Annotated in this window: 18 protein-coding genes; 6 read left to right on the forward strand and 12 right to left on the reverse strand. The window is 65.1% G+C overall.

Going from position 1 to position 16,730, the window contains the following annotated elements:
• Positions 1 to 4: 4 nt before the first annotated feature.
• Complete coding sequence (locus DCM79_RS27445; RefSeq protein WP_257177211.1) at positions 5 to 580, reverse strand: hypothetical protein; 576 nt, start codon at positions 578 to 580, stop codon at positions 5 to 7.
• Between the two features lie 134 nt (positions 581 to 714).
• Between DCM79_RS27445 and DCM79_RS27450 the strand changes: the two genes are divergently transcribed.
• Positions 715 to 2,064 carry a ferric reductase-like transmembrane domain-containing protein gene (locus tag DCM79_RS27450; RefSeq protein WP_257177212.1) on the forward strand — a complete coding sequence of 450 codons (1,350 nt, stop codon included), beginning with the start codon at positions 715 to 717 and terminating at the stop codon, positions 2,062 to 2,064.
• Positions 2,065 to 2,148: 84 nt separating this feature from the next.
• Positions 2,149 to 3,336 carry a CaiB/BaiF CoA-transferase family protein gene (locus DCM79_RS27455; protein ID WP_257177213.1) on the forward strand — a complete coding sequence of 396 codons (1,188 nt, stop codon included), beginning with the start codon at positions 2,149 to 2,151 and terminating at the stop codon, positions 3,334 to 3,336.
• On the opposite strand, the gene DCM79_RS27460 is transcribed toward DCM79_RS27455, so the two are convergent.
• The 5 genes from DCM79_RS27460 to DCM79_RS27480 all read right to left on the reverse strand — a co-directional run bounded on the left by DCM79_RS27460 (position 3,333) and on the right by DCM79_RS27480 (position 9,360).
• The gene (locus tag DCM79_RS27460; protein ID WP_257177214.1) at positions 3,333 to 4,061 is read right to left on the reverse strand and encodes a DUF72 domain-containing protein; all 729 of its coding nucleotides are present in this window, start codon (positions 4,059 to 4,061) and stop codon (positions 3,333 to 3,335) included. The two genes, DCM79_RS27455 and DCM79_RS27460, sit on opposite strands and share 4 nt — an antisense overlap.
• Positions 4,062 to 4,156: 95 nt before the next feature.
• The gene (locus DCM79_RS27465) at positions 4,157 to 5,305 is read right to left on the reverse strand and encodes an amidohydrolase (protein ID WP_257177215.1); all 1,149 of its coding nucleotides are present in this window, start codon (positions 5,303 to 5,305) and stop codon (positions 4,157 to 4,159) included.
• A 269-nt stretch (positions 5,306 to 5,574) separates the two neighbouring features.
• Complete coding sequence (locus DCM79_RS27470) at positions 5,575 to 6,663, reverse strand: mandelate racemase/muconate lactonizing enzyme family protein (protein ID WP_257177216.1); 1,089 nt, start codon at positions 6,661 to 6,663, stop codon at positions 5,575 to 5,577.
• Between the two features lie 147 nt (positions 6,664 to 6,810).
• On the reverse strand, positions 6,811 to 8,016 hold the full coding sequence (locus DCM79_RS27475; RefSeq protein ID WP_257177217.1) for a M20/M25/M40 family metallo-hydrolase: 1,206 nt from the start codon (positions 8,014 to 8,016) through the stop codon (positions 6,811 to 6,813).
• Between the two features lie 102 nt (positions 8,017 to 8,118).
• On the reverse strand, positions 8,119 to 9,360 hold the full coding sequence (locus DCM79_RS27480; protein WP_257177218.1) for an MFS transporter: 1,242 nt from the start codon (positions 9,358 to 9,360) through the stop codon (positions 8,119 to 8,121).
• Positions 9,361 to 9,703: 343 nt separating this feature from the next.
• Here DCM79_RS27480 and DCM79_RS27485 point away from each other — a divergent pair, with 343 nt between their 5' ends.
• The gene (locus DCM79_RS27485; protein ID WP_257177219.1) at positions 9,704 to 9,964 is read left to right on the forward strand and encodes a hypothetical protein; all 261 of its coding nucleotides are present in this window, start codon (positions 9,704 to 9,706) and stop codon (positions 9,962 to 9,964) included.
• Positions 9,965 to 10,100: 136 nt separating this feature from the next.
• Positions 10,101 to 10,283, forward strand: coding sequence for a hypothetical protein (locus tag DCM79_RS27490; RefSeq protein WP_257177220.1), 183 nt, complete (start codon positions 10,101 to 10,103; stop codon positions 10,281 to 10,283).
• Between the two features lie 58 nt (positions 10,284 to 10,341).
• On the opposite strand, the gene DCM79_RS27495 is transcribed toward DCM79_RS27490, so the two are convergent.
• Together DCM79_RS27495 and DCM79_RS27500 are read right to left on the reverse strand one after the other, a co-directional pair.
• On the reverse strand, positions 10,342 to 10,617 hold the full coding sequence (locus tag DCM79_RS27495) for an HGGxSTG domain-containing protein (protein ID WP_257177221.1): 276 nt from the start codon (positions 10,615 to 10,617) through the stop codon (positions 10,342 to 10,344).
• On the reverse strand, positions 10,614 to 11,270 hold the full coding sequence (locus DCM79_RS27500) for a hypothetical protein (RefSeq protein ID WP_257177222.1): 657 nt from the start codon (positions 11,268 to 11,270) through the stop codon (positions 10,614 to 10,616). Before DCM79_RS27500 ends, DCM79_RS27495 begins: the two co-directional genes overlap by 4 nt.
• 465 nt (positions 11,271 to 11,735) lie before the next feature.
• On the opposite strand from DCM79_RS27500, the gene DCM79_RS27505 reads away from it, so the two are divergent.
• Positions 11,736 to 12,719, forward strand: coding sequence for a tripartite tricarboxylate transporter substrate binding protein (locus tag DCM79_RS27505; protein WP_257177223.1), 984 nt, complete (start codon positions 11,736 to 11,738; stop codon positions 12,717 to 12,719).
• Between the two features lie 4 nt (positions 12,720 to 12,723).
• On the opposite strand, the gene DCM79_RS27510 is transcribed toward DCM79_RS27505, so the two are convergent.
• Together DCM79_RS27510 and DCM79_RS27515 are read right to left on the reverse strand one after the other, a co-directional pair.
• The gene (locus DCM79_RS27510) at positions 12,724 to 13,185 is read right to left on the reverse strand and encodes an NUDIX domain-containing protein (RefSeq protein ID WP_257177224.1); all 462 of its coding nucleotides are present in this window, start codon (positions 13,183 to 13,185) and stop codon (positions 12,724 to 12,726) included.
• 71 nt (positions 13,186 to 13,256) lie between these two features.
• Positions 13,257 to 14,222 (reverse strand): lytic transglycosylase domain-containing protein, encoded by a 966-nt coding sequence (locus DCM79_RS27515; RefSeq protein WP_257177225.1) that lies wholly within the window; start codon positions 14,220 to 14,222, stop codon positions 13,257 to 13,259.
• Between the two features lie 183 nt (positions 14,223 to 14,405).
• On the opposite strand from DCM79_RS27515, the gene DCM79_RS27520 reads away from it, so the two are divergent.
• Complete coding sequence (locus tag DCM79_RS27520) at positions 14,406 to 15,440, forward strand: L,D-transpeptidase family protein (RefSeq protein WP_257177226.1); 1,035 nt, start codon at positions 14,406 to 14,408, stop codon at positions 15,438 to 15,440.
• Here DCM79_RS27520 and DCM79_RS27525 read toward each other — a convergent pair.
• Both DCM79_RS27525 and DCM79_RS27530 read right to left on the reverse strand, forming a co-directional pair.
• Positions 15,437 to 15,712, reverse strand: coding sequence for a hypothetical protein (locus DCM79_RS27525; RefSeq protein WP_257177227.1), 276 nt, complete (start codon positions 15,710 to 15,712; stop codon positions 15,437 to 15,439). The two genes, DCM79_RS27520 and DCM79_RS27525, sit on opposite strands and share 4 nt — an antisense overlap.
• A gap of 79 nt (positions 15,713 to 15,791) precedes the next feature.
• Complete coding sequence (locus DCM79_RS27530; protein ID WP_257177228.1) at positions 15,792 to 16,649, reverse strand: VOC family protein; 858 nt, start codon at positions 16,647 to 16,649, stop codon at positions 15,792 to 15,794.
• Between the last annotated feature and the right edge of the window lie 81 nt (positions 16,650 to 16,730).

Below are 16,730 nucleotides of genomic sequence, written 5' to 3' on the forward strand. Positions count from 1 at the left end.
GATCTCAGTGTTCCAGCGGTCGCCAGCCGGCGTGGTCGAAATACCGGCCGTATTGAGCGAGCGCCCGCACGATCTTCACGGCTCCCTGATCGCGGCCTGTGCCGCTCTTCATCTTGGCCGCACCGTCGATGATCTGCTCGAGAACGAGATGGAGCTGCTGATCGGCCTGCTCGGGCAGCTTGCACTTTGCCACGACGTCATCGACCTGCGCCTGGATTCGCGCGGCCAGAGCCTCATATTGCGCAGGCGTAAACACATTGCCGTGAATGGGCGCCAGCGATTGCCTCATCGCGAGAGCGATGTCGTTCATGCCGCGCCGCAGGACATCGTCGGTCGGCCACTTCTTGCCGTGGTCGAGCTGCGGCCGGGCGGTCGCGGTTGGTCCTTCGTGCGCGTGTGGCCCGGCGGCGAGGGCCGGCTGTCCAAGGGCAAGACAGAGCGCGAGGGCGGTCAGCGCGAACGATTTGGTCGGGATCATCATGGATTTCCTCCGGAGAGCTTCTGCATCCAGATGGGGATTCACGACGAACGGGAGTTTGTGCTGGAGCAAAGTCGCGAGCTGAACGAGCTGCGGCCCCACGACGCAGGATGCGCGGGGAGCCAGGCGCCAGATCGTCGTCGGCCAATGCAGCCCATCATGAACGAGCTTTGAGTCAGCTCAATGCAACGCAGCGCGATTGGCTCAAGCTGGGCAACTCGTGAGGGAAGGGCGACATGCAGAAGCTCAAGCGCGCATTTTGGGGCAGTCTGGTGGTTCTCGTCCTGCTGTGGCTGATTGCGGAGCCGCAGCCATTTGGCCCGGGCCCCTTCTTCCCGCTTCGCGAGAGGATGGTCCAGTTGAGCGGCGTCCTTGCCATCGGTTGCATGAGCATGGCGATGATCCTCGCGCTACGACCGCGTTGGCCTGAGCCGTGGCTGGGCGGTCTCGACAAGATGTACCGCTTGCACAAATGGTTCGGGATCGCGGCCCTCGTAACGGCAGTTGCCCATTGGCTCTGGGCCAATGGTCCGAAATGGGCGGTCGGTTGGGGGGTGCTGACCCGACCGCAGCGTGGACCAAGGCCCGCCATCGACAATCCCATCGAGGCTTTCTTCAACGGCCTGCATGGAGCGGCGGAGGGGCTGGGCGAATGGGCCTTCTACGGCACCGTGGTGCTGATCGCTTTGGCGCTCATCCAGATGTTTCCCTATCGGCTGTTCTACAAGACGCACCGGTTCCTCGCCGTCGCATATCTGATCCTGGTCTTTCATGCGGTGACGCTGATCAAGTTCAGCTACTGGATGTCGCCGCTCGGCTGGATCGTCGCGGCGCTGCTTGCCGTCGGAACGTGGGCGGCGGCCGTGACGCTGTTGCGACGCATTGGCGCCCAACGCCAGGTCCAGGGCAGGATCACCTCGCTCAAATATTATCCCGGCGTCAGAGCAATCGAGACCGAGATCCAGGTGCCCCATGGCTGGCCGGGGCATAGGCCGGGCCAGTTCGCATTCGCCACGTCCGACCTCTCCGAGGGCGCGCATCCCTACACGATCGCCTCCGGGTGGAACGCTGCAGACCCCAGAATCATATTCATCACCAAGGAACTTGGCGACCACACCAGCCGGCTGCGGGACAAGCTCCGTGTCGGGCAGGAGGTGAAGGTGGAAGGGCCCTATGGCTGCTTCACCTTCGACGACGATTGCTCGCATCAGATCTGGATCGGCGGCGGTATCGGCATCACGCCCTTCGTTGCCCGCATGAAACAGGCGGCCATGAAGAACGTTGCCGGCTGCTCTGTCGCGCAGGCGGTGGATCTCTTCCACACCACCGCTGATGTGGATGAAGAAGCCCTCGGCAAGCTTGCGGCAGATGCACGCTCGGCAGATGTTCGTCTCCACGTTCTCATCGACGCCCGTGATGGCCGCTTGACCGGCGACCGCATTCGCGAAGCCGTACCGCAATGGCGCGAGGCGAGCATCTGGTTTTGCGGTCCGGCGGCTTTCGGAGAGGCGCTCAGGCGGGACTTCCGTGCGCACGGCTTTCCTGTCGAACTGCGGTTTCATCAGGAGCTGTTCGCGATGCGATGACGAAAGCCGCATGTGCCTTCCGCTTCCCAGCTTGCCCCGGCAGCCTTTCCCTGTAATCTGCAACAAACAACAGGGAAGGGATCGATGGGAGGAGTCTTGGAGGGCGTGCGTGTGCTCGATTTCGGGCGCTATATCGCCGGGCCCTATTGCGCGACGCTGCTGGCCGAGTTCGGCGCCGAGGTCATTCGCGTCGAGAAGCGCGACGGCAGCGAGGACCGCTTCGTGGCGCCGGTCGGCGAAAACGGCGAAGGCGCGCTGTTTCTCCAGGTCAACCGCAACAAGAAGTGCGTCACGCTCGATCCGATGAAGCCGGAAGGGCAGGAGGTGATGCGCCGCCTGGTGGCGACCGCGGACGTCGTCGTCGCCAACCTGCCGCCGCAGACCCTGCGCGCGATGAAGCTCGACTACGAATCTCTGAAGACGATCAAGCCCGACATCATCCTGACCACGGCGACCGCGTTCGGTGGGCCCGGCCCCTGGTCCGACCGCGTCGGCTTCGACGGTGTCGGGCAGGTGATGTCCGGCTCGGTGTACATGACGGGCGCAGGCGATCCGCCGTACCGCGCCGCGGTGAACTGGGTCGATTTCGGCACCGCGCTGCATTGCGCGTTCGGCACGCTCGCAGCCCTGATCGAGCGCGGCAAGTCCGGACGCGGACAAATCGTGGAGGGCGCGCTGCTTGCAACCGCGTTGTCCTTCACCAACGCGACGCTGATCGAGCAGGCGCTGATCAACGTCAACCGCGTGCCGACCGGCAATCTCGGCCAGACCGCGGCGCCCGCCGACATCTACCGCACCAGGGACGGCTGGGTGCTGTGCCAGGTCACGGGCCATCCGCTGTTCAAGCGCTGGGCGCGGTTGATGGGCGAGGAGGACGTATGGCTGAACGATCCGCGCTTTGCCGACGATATCAGCCGCGGCAACAACGGCCGCATCATCAGCGAGCGGATGGCGCGCTGGTGCGCCGAGCGTACCACGCAGGAGGCCGTCGATACGCTGGGCCAGGCCATGATTCCGACCGGCCCCGTGCTCTCGCCGCAACAGGCGCTGGATCATCCGCACATTCGTGCCGCCGGCTTCATGCAGGACGTCGACTATCCCGGCCTGCCGAGCCCGGCCCCGGTGACACGGGCGGCGGTCCGGCTGTCGGAAACGCCGGGCGAAATCGCAAGCCGCCCGCCGACGCTCGGCGAGCACACTGATCTCGTCCTCAAAGAGCTCGGCTATGACGAAGCGGAGATCGCGGCGCTTCGGCGGGGCGGCATCATCTAGGATCGCAGCAGCCGCTTCAGCGCCAGTGCGTCGGCTGGGGCGGCGCTCTTCTGGTCGTTGTCGAAATAGACGTAGACGTCGCAGCCCTGCCGCTTCCAGGACTTGATGCGCTTGGCCCATTGCGCCAGCGCGGATTTCGTATAGTGACCGTGATAGCGCCCGCTCGGCCCATGCCCGCGCACATAGACGAAATCCGCGGTGCGCTTCCACGGCGCCGGCGCGTCGTGATGGTCGGACAGGCAGAGCGAGATGTTCTCGTCCGCCAGCATGCGCAGGATGCGCGGCTGATACCAGCTCGGATGCCGGAATTCGAAGCTGTAACGCCGCTTCCGCGACAGCAGCTTGAAGAAGGATGCAAGGCGATCTGGGTTCGCCTCGAACTGCGGCGGCAGCTGGAACAGGATCGGGCCGGCCTTGCCGCCGAGCCTGGAGATGCGGTCCTCCAGCAGCTCGAGGCTGTTGACGGAGCGCTCCGACAGGCGCTTCCAATGCGTGATGAATTTCGAGGCCTTCCAGGCGAAGACGAAATCCCGCCCGGTCTGCTTGCGCCATCCCGTCACCGCTTCGGGCGTCGGCGTGCGGTAGAACACGCCGTTCAGCTCCGTGGTGTCGAACTGTCCGGCGTAGTAGCTGAGCTGCTGCTTCAGCGTCACGCCCTCCGGAAAGAACGGGCCACGCCAGGAATCGTAATGCCAGCCCGAAGTTCCGATCAGAACGCGCGCCATCGATCTGCCATCCGTTGAGCGCGGCGGGAGGCCGCGCCTTGTTGGAGGCAACGTTCGTCCGCAAGATATGTTGCTGTCGGCGTGGCGGGCGTAGATCAGTTCGACGCCAGCGCCGCCTTGGCCACCTCGGCCATCCAGCTCGACGCCACGGGTAAGATGGCGTCGTTGAAGTCGTAGCGCGGGCCGTGCAGCTCGGCACCGTCACGCAATTCACCATTGCCGATCCAGACGAAGGCGCCCGGCCGCTGCTGGAGATAATGCGCAAAATCCTCGCCGGCCATGCTGGGCGCGAGGTCGCGCCGCACGGGCGCCCGGACTTTTTCCGCAGCGATGCGCGCGAGGTCCGCCTCATCAGGCGTGTTGACCACCACGCCCACCCCCCAGACGATCTCGGGCGTGACCTTGACGCCGAAGCTGGTCGCGATTCCGGCACAGGTCCGCTCGATGCCGTCGAGGATGACGTCCTTGACCGCTTCGCGGTGGTAGCGCAGCGTGCCGCGGATGGTGACGCGTCCGGCGATCTGGTTCGGCGCGGTGCCGCCTTCGATGGTGGAGAGCGACAGCACGGCGGTGTCGAGCGGATCGACGCCGCGCGCCACGATCGATTGCATCGCCACGATCAGATGGCCGGCCACCATCACCGGATCGCGCGTCAGGTGCGGCATGCCGGCGTGGCCCGCATGGCCCTCGATGGTAATGGTGATGCGTCCGCCGGAGGCCATGACGACGCCGTCGTGCACGGCAATGGTGCCGGCGGCAAGGCCGGGCCAATTGTGGAAGCCGAACACGCGCTGCATCGGAAAGCGGTCGAATAGCCCGGCCGCGACCATCGCGCGCGAGCCGCCAAAACCTTCCTCCGCCGGCTGAAAGATGAGATCGACCGTGCCGCTCCAGCTGGTATCAGTGGCGAGCAGTGCGGCAGCGCCGAGCAGCGCGGCGGTGTGGCCATCGTGGCCGCAGGCATGCATCACGCCTGGCGTCTTGGACGAATAGGGCAGGCCGGTGTCCTCGGTGATCGGCAGCGCGTCCATGTCGGCACGCAAGCCGACGCGGCTTTGCGCATGCCCGCGCGTCAAGGTCGCGACGATGCCGTGGCCGCCGATACCGGCCTCGAACGGAATGCCGAGCTCGGTGAGCCTGTCCTGCACGAAGGCGGCAGTCTCCTTCTCCTGGAGCGACAGCTCCGGGTGGGCATGAAGGTGCCGGCGCCACGCGGTCAGCTTCTGGTGCAGCTCAGGTGTCAAGGCAACGCTCTCTCTCGCAAGGTGTCGGTTGTCGTCACCATAACGGATTATCGGTGCCTTGCACCAAGCGCCTTGGAATGTCCGGTGTGCAGCGATGAGTCGTTGGTGCAGACAAATGGCGCCGCGTGCTCCCCTTCACCTCTCCCGCTTGCGGGAGAGGCCGGGAGAGGGCTGGATCGTCATTGGGAGTCTCACTGCGGAGACACCCTCTCCCCAACCCTCTCCCGCAAGCGGGAGAGGGGGCGCACCTCGCTTGTTGTCGCATCTCTCTACCCCACCAGCTTCGCCAGCCCGTTCCAGTCGAAGCTGATGCCATGGCCGGGCCGGTCGGGCGCCAGCGCCTTGCCGTCCTCGAGCACCAGCGGATGTTCGATGTATTTGTCCAGCCCAAAGCCGTGTGCCTCCAGAAAGGAGCGGTTCGGGCAGGCCGCGAGCAAGTGCACTGTGATGTCGTGGGCGCCGTGGCTGGTGACGGGCAGGTTGAAGGCTTCCGCCAGCCGCGCGATCTTCATGAAGGCGGAAACGCCGCCGCAATTGGTGACGTCGGGCTCGGGATAGGACACCGCGCTGGATGCGATGTAGTTCTTGAACTCCCACAGCGAGCGCAGATTCTCGCCCGCCGCGATCGGCACGCCGCCGGCCTGCATGATGCGCGCGTGGCCGGCGACGTCGTCAGGGATGATCGGCTCTTCCAGCCAGGTGAGGTCGTAAGGAACGAAAGCACGTGCCGCGCGGATTGCTTCCTCGACCGTCCACTTCATGTTGGCATCCGCCATCAGCGGAAAGCCGTCGCCGAGATGCTGCCGCATCGCGGAGACCTTCGCGACGTCGGCTTTCAGGTCGGGCCGGCCGACCTTCATCTTGATGGCGCGAAAGCCCTTCGCGAGATTGCCGTCGGTCTGCGCGAGCAGCTCATCCACGGAGAGATCGAGGTCGATGCCGCCGGCATAGCATGGCACCCGTCCGTCGAAGCCGCCGAGCAATCGGTACAGCGGCAGCTTGGCGCGCCGCGCCTTCAAATCCCACAGCGCGATGTCAAGTGCGGAGAGCGCCAGCACCACCGGCCCGCCGCGGCCGCCATAGTGCAGTGCCCACCAGACCTGCTGCCAGATCGCCTCGGTGTCGTCGGCCTCGCGTCCTTCGATCAGCGGCGGGATCTCGCGCTTGAGAATGTCCGCCGTCGCCCCGCCGTTGCGTCCCACCGTATAGGTGTAGCCGACACCCTCGGCACCATCGGCATCGCGGATGCGGCAGGTGATCAGCTCGAACGCCGTGATCTCGCCATGGGTGGAATCCGACAGCGTGACGGGGAGGGGGATCCGGTAGAGGCCGGTCTCGATATTGGCGATGCGCGGCATGGTGCCTCCCTGCTTTTCTTTTGGTTCGTAGGGTGGGTTAGCTAGCGGTTGCGCGAAGCGCAAACGCTGGCGTAACCCACCTCTTCTGTTGCCGTGGATGGATATGGTGGTGGGTTACGCTGACGCTAACCCACCCTACAATCCAACTCACCGCATCGTCGCGAGTTGCACGGCCAGTGCGCAGGCACGGTCGTATTCGTCGAGATTGATCCATTCGTCGACCGTGTGCGCCTCGTTCTGGCCTGCGCCGAAGGTCACGGTCGGAATGCCGTGACGGACCATCCAATTGGCATCGAGGCCGCCATTGGCGGTGCGGACGTTGGGCGTGCCGCCGACCGCGGTCACGGCCTCGACCGCGCGCTTGATGACGGGTTGGCTGTCCTTCATGCGGAACGGATAATAGTCGGTCTCGGCCTTGAACTTGACCTTGCCGGACTTGCCCTGCGCATTCGTAACCTTTTTGGCCGCCTTCTCGAACGCGGCCTTGTAGGCCTTGGTGATCTCCTTGAAGAATTTTCCGTCATGGCTGCGGCTCTCGCCACGCACATGAACGTAGTCGGTGACGACGTTGGTGGCATCGCCCGCGGGGCGGCCCTCGCCGCCGGTGACGGGGCCGACATTGCTGGTGCCTTCCTTTTTGTCCTGCCCCTTGCCCTTCACCACCTTGCCGAACCAGCCGCCGGCCTTCACCTCAGTGAGCGCGAGCGCCATGATCATGGTCGAGGAGATGCCGCGCTCCGGCGCGACGCCGGCATGCGAAGCGCGGCCGAAGATCTCGACGGTCCAGCGGTCGGCGCCGACGGCGCCGATGACGACGTTGGAGGCGGCCCCGCCGTCGTAGTTGAAGGCCATCACCGGCGAGCCGAGCTCGTCCAGCTTGACGTGGCGGGCGCCGTAGAGCCCGCTCTCCTCGCGGACGCAAAACAAGAGCGTGATCGGCGGATGATCGAGCTTCTGCTTCTCGAGCTCGGCTGCCAGCGTCACCAGCACGCCGCAGCCGCAGCGGTTGTCGCCGCCGAGCGCGGTCTTGGCCTCGTTGACGATCTTGCGTCCCGATTTCTTTGGCTTGGCGCCGGCGCAGAGCGGTACGGTGTCCATGTGCGTCATGAACATAATGCGCGGCTGGTTGTGCAGCGCGCCGCGGCCGGGCAGGTCGACGATGAGGTTGCCGGTCTCGGTCGGAACGGGAATGCGGGTGTTGGCATCATCGAGCCGGATCGCCTTCGCCGGCACGCCGCTCTCCTTCAGCGCGGCCATGAGCTCGCGCCCTATCGCCGCCTCCTGTCCGGTGACGCCCTCCACAGCGAGGAAGCGCATGAGGCGGTCGGTGGCGGCTTTGGTGTCGACGGGCATGAATGGTTCCTTTGGCGAGCGATCTCGTAGGATGGGTAGAGCGCGACGAAACCCATCGACTCCCCCGCGGAGATGATAGGCTCGCGAAGAGCTCTGGCCATCCTACGAATTTGTTGCGGTGTAAGCCAAGAAGATCAGCACGCCGAGTGCCAGCATGGCAGCCATGAACAGCAGCACGGCCGGGAGTCCGGCGAGCGCTGCCACCGCGCCCGTCATCGACTGCATCAGCGCTGCGCCGAGGAAGAAGGCGAGGTTGATCGCGGCCAGCGCCTTGCCCGCCACTTGCGCATCGACGAGCTGGCGGGACATGCCGAACAGCAGGGGCTGGGCGGAGGTCGCAAGCCCAATCAGCACGAACAGCACGAGGTCGTATTGCGGCGGCATCACGGGTAGGCCTGATAGCACGGAGACCGCATAATGGGGTGCTCCGAGCGCCATGAGCGCCAGCAGCAGCGCCCCGGCCATATGCGAGCCCGCCACCAGCGCGCGACGCCGGCCGAGCCGGCGGTCGATCACGCCGATGACAAGCGGACCTATGATCATGGCCAGCGTGAACGCGCCGAGCTGGTTGCCGGCCTCGACCCGCGACAATCCCTTGACGTCCATCAGCCACGGCCCGCCCCACAAGCCGCGCAGCACCAGCGAGCTCGCCAGCGATACCAGCGCCAGCGCGATCAGGCCGCGCAAGGGCCGCGAGAGGCCGAGCCTGAGCACCTCGATCATCTGCGACAGCGGCGAGGACTCGTCCTTATGCTCGGCCGGCTGATGCGGCACCAGCGCGAACACGGCGAGCGCGACCGCGACGCCGCCGAGCGCGGACATCCAGAACCCGGCGCGCCAACCCCAAGTGTCGACCACGAGGGCGAGCGGGCTCGCCGACAGCAGCATGCCGATATTGCCGATCGAGAGGATCGCGCCCGACCACAACCCGAACCGCGCCGCAGACAATTGCTTCGCCGCCAGCGTCATCGGGCACATCAGCATGCCCGAGGTGGCGACCCCCAGCATGAACTGCCCGACCGCGAAGCTCGCAGGGCCGGTGGCAAACCCCGACGCCACCGCGCCGAGCACGGTCCCCGCCAGCAGGCTCAGCGACACCGGTCGCACGCCGAAGCGATCCATTGCCGCCCCGACCGGGATCTGCGCCGCGGCGAAAGCGAAGGGATAAATCGAGGTGAGGCTCGCCAGCGCCTGCGGCTCGAGATGGAAATCCGCCGCCATCAGGTCGAGGCTGACGGCCGGAATCGTGCGCAGCAGGGTCGAGAGCATATGGCCGCAGGCGAGCGCGACGAGTGCAAGGATCAGCACGCGGGTGCCGGTGCCCGCGTCGTCGGTGGTGGCCATGAGCGTTCGATCCCGAAAAGGTTTTGGATGGCTTACATGATGGTGAGGGGAGCGCCAATGGCGGCAGCGCGCCCCCCTCATTCCGGATTGTGGTTTCAGCCGGCAATCCGTGCGCAACTGGGCTGCACTGTAAAGACCGAGAGGCAGCCGGGAGCATCAACTTCTGCTTGCGCACACCCATCTTCCGACGCGGTCGGCGTCGTCCTCGGCTGGCGCGGATGGCCACGTCGATAGCGACGGCGATCGTCGCCGTTTCGCTTGGTCGCCAGTCGAGGCCGTGCCGATCGGGAAAAATAGGAACAAAGCGGCGTCATCGCCCTTACCTTGGTGAGGAGACCTTCTGATGCTGCGCTCAAGACCGCCACGGGTCATTCGCACAACGCTTGATCTTGCGAACGCGAAGCAGGTCAAGTCCGTTCGCAAGCACCTCAAGATCTCCAATGCCAATCTGATTAGGATTGTCGATAAGATCGGCAACTCTCTGACGGCCATAGAGAAGGAAGTTCAGCTCGAAAAGCTTGAGCTGGTTGAGCAGTGCAGCGCGAAGGGTGGACACGATCCCCGGATAGATTCAATCATCCCATCCAAAGGAGACCTGAGATGAACGGCCTGATCTACCTCATAGGGCTAATCGTCGTGATCGCGGCCATTTTGTCATTCTTTGGCTTGCGCTGATCGTTCTCTGCGGGCCGACGCGCACCCCGTCCGGGTGAAGCAGTCGGCAATTTGGTGTGTCTCAAATGGATGATCTGCACCAGGTGAACACCATCATCGCCACCACCATTTGCGCGTTCTTCAAAGGACATCCCGACGCCCAGATCGGGACCGAAGAAGCCAAGCTGCTGGCGAAGCAGATTACCCAAGCGCTGGAGGAGGCAGGGTTGCAGATCTCTGCCGCCAATCCGGCGAACGGGTCGCACTAGCCTTTCGGCTGGCGAAGCCGGTGTTATCGACGCTTAACATCTGAATGACCCGATTCCCTTAATTCGAGTCCAGTTCCTTCAAGAGCTCCCCGGCCTCGTCGAGTAGCTCCTGGATCGCCCTTCGCTCGGCGATCCGCTCCGGCGTGAAGACGTCGTGCTTGCGCGCGTTGCGGTTGCCCCATGGCGCACCCGATCCTAGGGCGCCGCCGTGCATGCGGCATCGCAGCTTGCCGCGCACGGCCGGCGCGCGGCAGGCGAGGCCGCCACGCGTGCTGGCGCCGCAGCGCGGGCTCTCCGCCATTGCGCGCGTGTTGCGGGCCCGATCCGCACTCATGCGGTGGCGCCCTGCAATAATTCGGTCCGGTCGTGCTGGTAGTCGCCGGTTTCGTCGGACGACACCAGTCCCGCGTCTGTCGCGGTGCCCGGCTCGCCCACGGTCAGGTGCGCATGCTGCGCGACATTCCCCACGATTGCGCTGCCGCCATCCTGCACCGACAGATTTTGCACCGTGATCGGACGCTCCCCGTTGCCGCGGTGGCGGTTGAGCGCTTCCATCTGCGCCGCGAAGGTGCGGGCCAGCCGGGTCAATGTGCGCGAAGCGCCTTCCTGCTGCGAGAGGCCCTCGGTGAAGGCAAGGCGAGATGCGGCGCGCATTGTGGCGACGTGAACGGACACCATCTGCGCCGTCAGCATGGCCTCGAGCGAATCCCTGGGGGCGATGCCTTTCACCATCGAGATCATGAAAGCGAGATTGTCCTCGTCGGGCTTCTGCAGGATCACGCTGGCTTTCATCAATTGCTTGAGGATGCCGTGCAGCGCGTCGCGGTCGACGGCGCCGAGCGCCTCTCCCATCAACCGTTCGCCGGTTTCGGCGTCCGGATGCTGGATCACGATGTCTTTTCGGTCGAGCTTGATCCGCGGGCTCGGCCGGTTGCCGCCATACCGGGCGACGGGCCTCGTGCTGTTGCGTGTCAGGGCTGTCGTCATGTCGAGAGATCCTTTGGGCCCACGGCACGTGCCAGCAGGCTCCGCTGATGCGAAACCGGCGCGCGCAGCTGCTGTGTGGCGGTTGCGTTGTTAGATGTCGATGCAGGGCTTGTGCGCGACCGAAGCGAGACCCACATGGTCGTGGAGGCCGATGCTCACGCGGATCGCGATGATGCCAGGATGCCCCTGTTTTGCCCGACGAGTCAATTACGATTTCGTGCCATCCGAAGCCTGATCCGAAGCTTGCGGCCCTGCCGTAAGTCGTTGTTTCGACTGGTGCGGTCTACTGTGCATGGGGTTGTTTTCGCATTTTTTGTTTGAAGGAGGTGCGGACCTGCCGTGCTGCGGAATGAGGGCGGGCGAACGCGATTGCGAAATCCGGCACGACCGCTATTCATGATCCTCCAATGCGTCACGCCAACAAGGCTGCACAAGCGGCGCTGGTGAGATCTGGGGAGCGAACCGATGCAACGAACCGTCCGCCTATTGGCCGTCATCGCCGGATTGTGCGCCGCTGTGCTGCCCACCGGAGTCATGGCGCAGAAATATCCGGTGCGGCCGGTCAAGGTCATGGTCGGCTTCAGCGCGGGCGGTCCGGTCGATGTCGTCGCGCGCATCATCGGCGATCGTCTCGGTAGCAAGCTCGGACAGCCCTTCGTGGTCGAGAACCGCGCCGGCGCCAACGGCATGATTGCAGCCGAAGGCGTCGCGCGTGCCGATGCGGATGGCTACACCATGCTCGCCTGCAACTCCTCCACCATCACGCTGAACAGGACGCTGTTTAGGGATATCCGCTACGACCCGGAAAAGGACTTCGCGCCGCTCACCACTGTGGTGTCGGCACCGCTGGTGCTGGTGGTCAATCCGGAGAATCCCAAGACGGCCGACATCAAGACCGTCGCCGATCTCGTCGCCGCGGCCAAGGCGGCGTCCGGGGCGCTGGCCTACGGCTCGGGCGGCAACGGCAACCTTGCCCATCTCGCCATGGAGCTGCTCAGCCAGAAGGCCGGCATCAAGCTGATCCACGTGCCCTATCGCGGCGGCTCGGCCGCTGAGGTTGGCATTCTCGCGCAGGAGGTGCTCGCGGTGTTCGATCCGCTCTCCGCCGTGCCGCTGGTCAAGGCTGGCAAGCTGCGCGCGCTCGCGGTGTCCTCGGCCGAGCGGCTGCCGTCGCTGCCCGACGTGCCGACCGTCGCGGAAGCGGGGTATCCCGGCTTCGACATCTCGTTCTGGGTCGGCTTCTTCATGCCGAAATCGACGCCGGCGCCGATCCTGGAGACGCTGCACCGGGAAATCGTCGCGGCGGCCAAGGATCCCGCAATCGCGGAGAAGCTCGGCTCGCAAGGCGTCGTCAGCGTGCTCAGCCCGGCCGACTACGCCGCCAAGATCGCGAAGGAAACGAAAGACCTCGCCGAGGTCGTGGCGGCGGCGAACATCAAGGCGGAGTGAGCCTCTACTCGCTACCCGTCAGCTGCGCCAGCCGGTCGAGCAGGGGGCGTTGGCCTGCGTTGATCTTCTCCCGCGCCGCTTCGAGCGTGAACCATTCGGCACGATCGACCTCCGGGAAGGCCTGCAGTTTGCCACTTCGTGGCGGCCATTCCATCTCGAACGTGTTGCTGCGAACGCAGCTCACGTCGAGATCGAGCTCGGCCGCGAAAGCGGTGACGAGCTTGCCGCCGCGCTGCTTGACCTGACCAAGCGCGGTCAGCGGCCCGGACAGATCGAGCCCAAGCTCCTCGGCGAATTCGCGCCGCGCGGCGATATCCGCCTCTTCTTCGTCCGCATATTCCCCCTTGGGGATCGACCATGCGCCGAGATCCTTGTTGCGCCAGAACGGCCCTCCGGGATGAACGAGGAGAACCTCGAGCTTCCGGCGCCTCCGATAGGCGATGATCCCGGCACTCTTCGATGGCATCGCGGGGTTCCCTGCAGCAGCGTTCCCGCTTTCTCTCCGGAAACGTGGAGCCGCGCAAGCGGCGGCTCCGCTCACGAACCGGAGGGCCGTTCGCCCGATGCGAAGCGAACGGCACGCGCCTTCGCGCTCTTGCCGGCCGCGCGTGCCGCGATCATGCTGCGTCCCTTGCGCTGGGCCGCGACATTGTTCCGCAGCTGGGTTGCAAACCGCTTGCGCGCACGGTTCGTCGTCGCCCGGGCGGCGAGCTGCTCGGCTTTGTCAAGGATGCGCGTGACCGAGGGCGTCAGGTTGACCGGAACCCAGGCGACGTCCTTGGCCTTCGAGAGGCTGCCGACACCTTCGCAAGGCGCCTCGCGCGGCAGGTCGATCCGGATTGCAATGGCCTCCGAGCGCTCGGTCCAGTCCTCGGCCTTGGTGCCGGTGATGATTCGGACATAGTCGCGCGTCTCGCGCGGCAGCCCGCTCTCTTTGGCAAGCCACTTCTGAACGCGGCCCGGACCTGCATTGTAGGCGGCTGCGGCAAGGCCCAGATTGCCGAAATCATCGCGCAGCTTGCGCAGGAACTTTGCCGAGGCCGGCAGCGCCTTCATGGGATCGAAGGGATCGTCGAGCCCGACTTCGGCAGCCGTCTCCGGCATGAACTGCGCAACCCCCTGGGCGCCGGCGTGGCTGACCTCGTTGGACTTGAAGCGGCTCTCCTGCCAGAGCAGGCGGGCAAAGAACGGCACGGGAATGCCGCTGGCTTCGGCCGCTTCGCGAAGCGCATGGCAGAATTTGTCCGTCGGCGACACCGGCTCCTCGGCGGCGGGTTCGCTCGCGCGCAGCGGTTCGATCGTTTCCTCATGCGCCGCGCGCGCGTTGGCGAGCTCGATGGCCTGGACGCTGGCGAGGAAGAGCTCGACCATCGGAACCAGCGGCGAGGCATGATTGTTCTGAAGAATGGCGGTGTCGAAAGTTGATGTTTTCCGGGACGCCGACGGATCGAGGTCGCACATCAGAAGCAGAAACGCGGCGCAAGCCGCGACGACAAATCGCATTTGCTGGGACAACCTCGAACTGTGGGATGAACGGCCAGCGATGCGCCGGCGCTAGGAAGTTCTTAACCTTCCGATTGCGGCAAAGCTGCGGTCTCGCCGGTTCCTTCGGTGTTAGTACGGTGTTCCCAAAAAGAAACTGCCCGCGATTTGCGGATCATTATTTTCGGAATGGGACGAGCGATCATGATGCGATGGATGCTTGGCGCGGTGATGTCGCTGTGGCTGGTTTGTCCGGCGCACGCGGGCAATCTCGATGCGAAGGCCGTGAACGATGCAGCGCGTCCGGAAAAGCTACCCGCTGCCGACAAGATCAGCGCGCCGGTGACGAAGCTTCAGATTTTGCTCGATCGTGCGCAATTCTCTCCGGGCCAAATCGACGGCAAGCTCGGCGAGAACGCGCAGAAGGCGCTGAAGGCCTTCGCCGAGCAGAACGGGCTTGGCTTCGACAAGACCATCGCGCCTGAACTCTGGGACAAGCTGAACGCAGCCAGCGAAGGCCCCGTTCTCGTCGACTACAAGATCACCGACGCGGATGTGAAAGGGCCATTCCTCAAGAAGCTGCCAACCAAGCTCGAGGACATGAAGTCGCTGGAGGCGCTGAGCTACACCAGCCCGCTCGAAGGGCTCGGCGAAAAATTCCACATGAGCGAAGAGTTGTTGAAGGCGCTCAATCCGGGAAAGGCGTTCGACAAGGCCGGCGAGACGATCGTCGTCGCCAACGTCGCGGCGCGGCGGGAGCTTCCGCGCATCGTTCGCATCGAGATCGACAAGCAGCAGGCGACACTGAAGGCCTACGAGGGCTCTGGCCGGCTGGTCGCGTTCTACCCGGCGTCAATCGGCAGTCCGGATCGTCCGACCCCGACGGGGACGCTGAAAGTCACCAGCATCCATGAGCTGCCGACCTACCGCTACAATCCCGAGTACAAGTTCAAGAGCGTGAAATCCAAAAGGCCCTTCGAGATCAAGCCGGGTCCCAATGGCCCGGTCGGATCGTACTGGATCGGGCTATCGGCCCAGGGCTACGGCATCCACGGGACGGCGGAGCCGGACAGGGTCAGCAAGTCCGCATCGCACGGCTGCGTCAGGCTCACCAACTGGGACGCGCGCGTGATCGGCGAGAATGCCAAGCGCGGCATCCCCGTCGTCTTCCTCGATGCGCCGACGGAATCCTCCTCGAAGCAGCGGGATACGGCGGCCGGCAAGCGCGCGTCGAACTAGACCTTGGGAAAGTCCTTGCGCATCGCGATCTCGGCGGCGTCGGCGGGCGACAGCACGGTCTGGTCGAAGGCGGCCTGCGGCGTCGTCATGATGTCGTAGAGCGAGATGCCCTTGATGGGCTTGCCCATCAGCTCGCGGACGCAGTCGGCGAGCGTGCCGTTGTAGACCAGATAGGGCGGACCCCGGTCCTTCTGCCTCTCGCCCTTCAGCGACGGCCACTTCTTCAATTCGGCCGGCGCGTCATAGGCGATCGGCGATCCCTCTTTGAACATGCGTTGGGCCCCGGTAGCTTTGGATTGCCGGGAATCCTACAGCCGCCGGGTAAACACGCGTTAAAAAATTAGTTTCAAATCAGCCGGCGACGAAGGCGAGCAGGGTGCCGTTGGCCTTGGCCGGCGGCACGCAGACCGCGGGCCCGCTGCGCACCGCAGCCGAACCAAGCGCCTTCTCCGTCGCCGCCAGATCGTCGCTGACGAGCACCAGCGCGGCCCCGCCGCGCTCGACGAGGCCGGCGAGCGGCACGCCCGGATAGCGCTTTTCGAGCTGCTCCAGCGTGAGATAGACGAAGTCGGCGCGATCGCCGCCGGAAGGCACGGTCATGGCGCCGTCGGGCTCGGCCTTCGGCTCGCGGTCGATCAGCCGGCCAAGATGCGCGGCGTCCTGCGCTGGCTCGGGCGTTGCGATCAGAACCTGCTTGATCCGCTTTGCCGCGTTGGCGTGCCTCATCAACTCGGGAATCCACACGGTCTCGCGCGTCTTGTGCTGGCAGGCGAAGATGCGCACGCCGCCGGGCGCTTCGGCGGTCGGCCACATGAAGGTGCGGAATTTTGCCGCCGAGACAGCGCCGTTTGGCAGCGTCACCGGCCGCTCGAAATCGGTCGGGCCGATCGGCGTCAGGCCACGGGCGCGGATCTCCTCGGCACCGGCGGCGGAATCGACCGCGGTGAAGGCGATGCGCTCGATGCCCTCGCCGCGCTTGTCGAGGAAGGCCCGCGCCGGCACGTTGTGCTCGGTCGCGGCGAGCACGCCGAGCAGCTCCATATAATCGGGATCGAACATGATGGTGTAATTGCCGGTGCCCATATGCGCGCTGTGGGTGCCGCGCGGGGAGACGGTGAAGCCGAGCCGCCGGTAGTTCTCGGCGGCCTTGTCGAGGTCCTTCACCATGATGACGGCGTGGTCGATACCGATGACGTTCTTGAGAGCCACTGTTCTTTTCCCGCCTGTGCAACTGACCCGGACTGCGTTGGTCTTGTCTACGCCGGATAGGCGGCCAAGTCATTTTCAAAT

Source organism: Bradyrhizobium sp. WBOS07 (assembly GCF_024585165.1).
Classification (GTDB): Bacteria; Pseudomonadota; Alphaproteobacteria; order Rhizobiales; family Xanthobacteraceae; genus Bradyrhizobium; species Bradyrhizobium japonicum_B.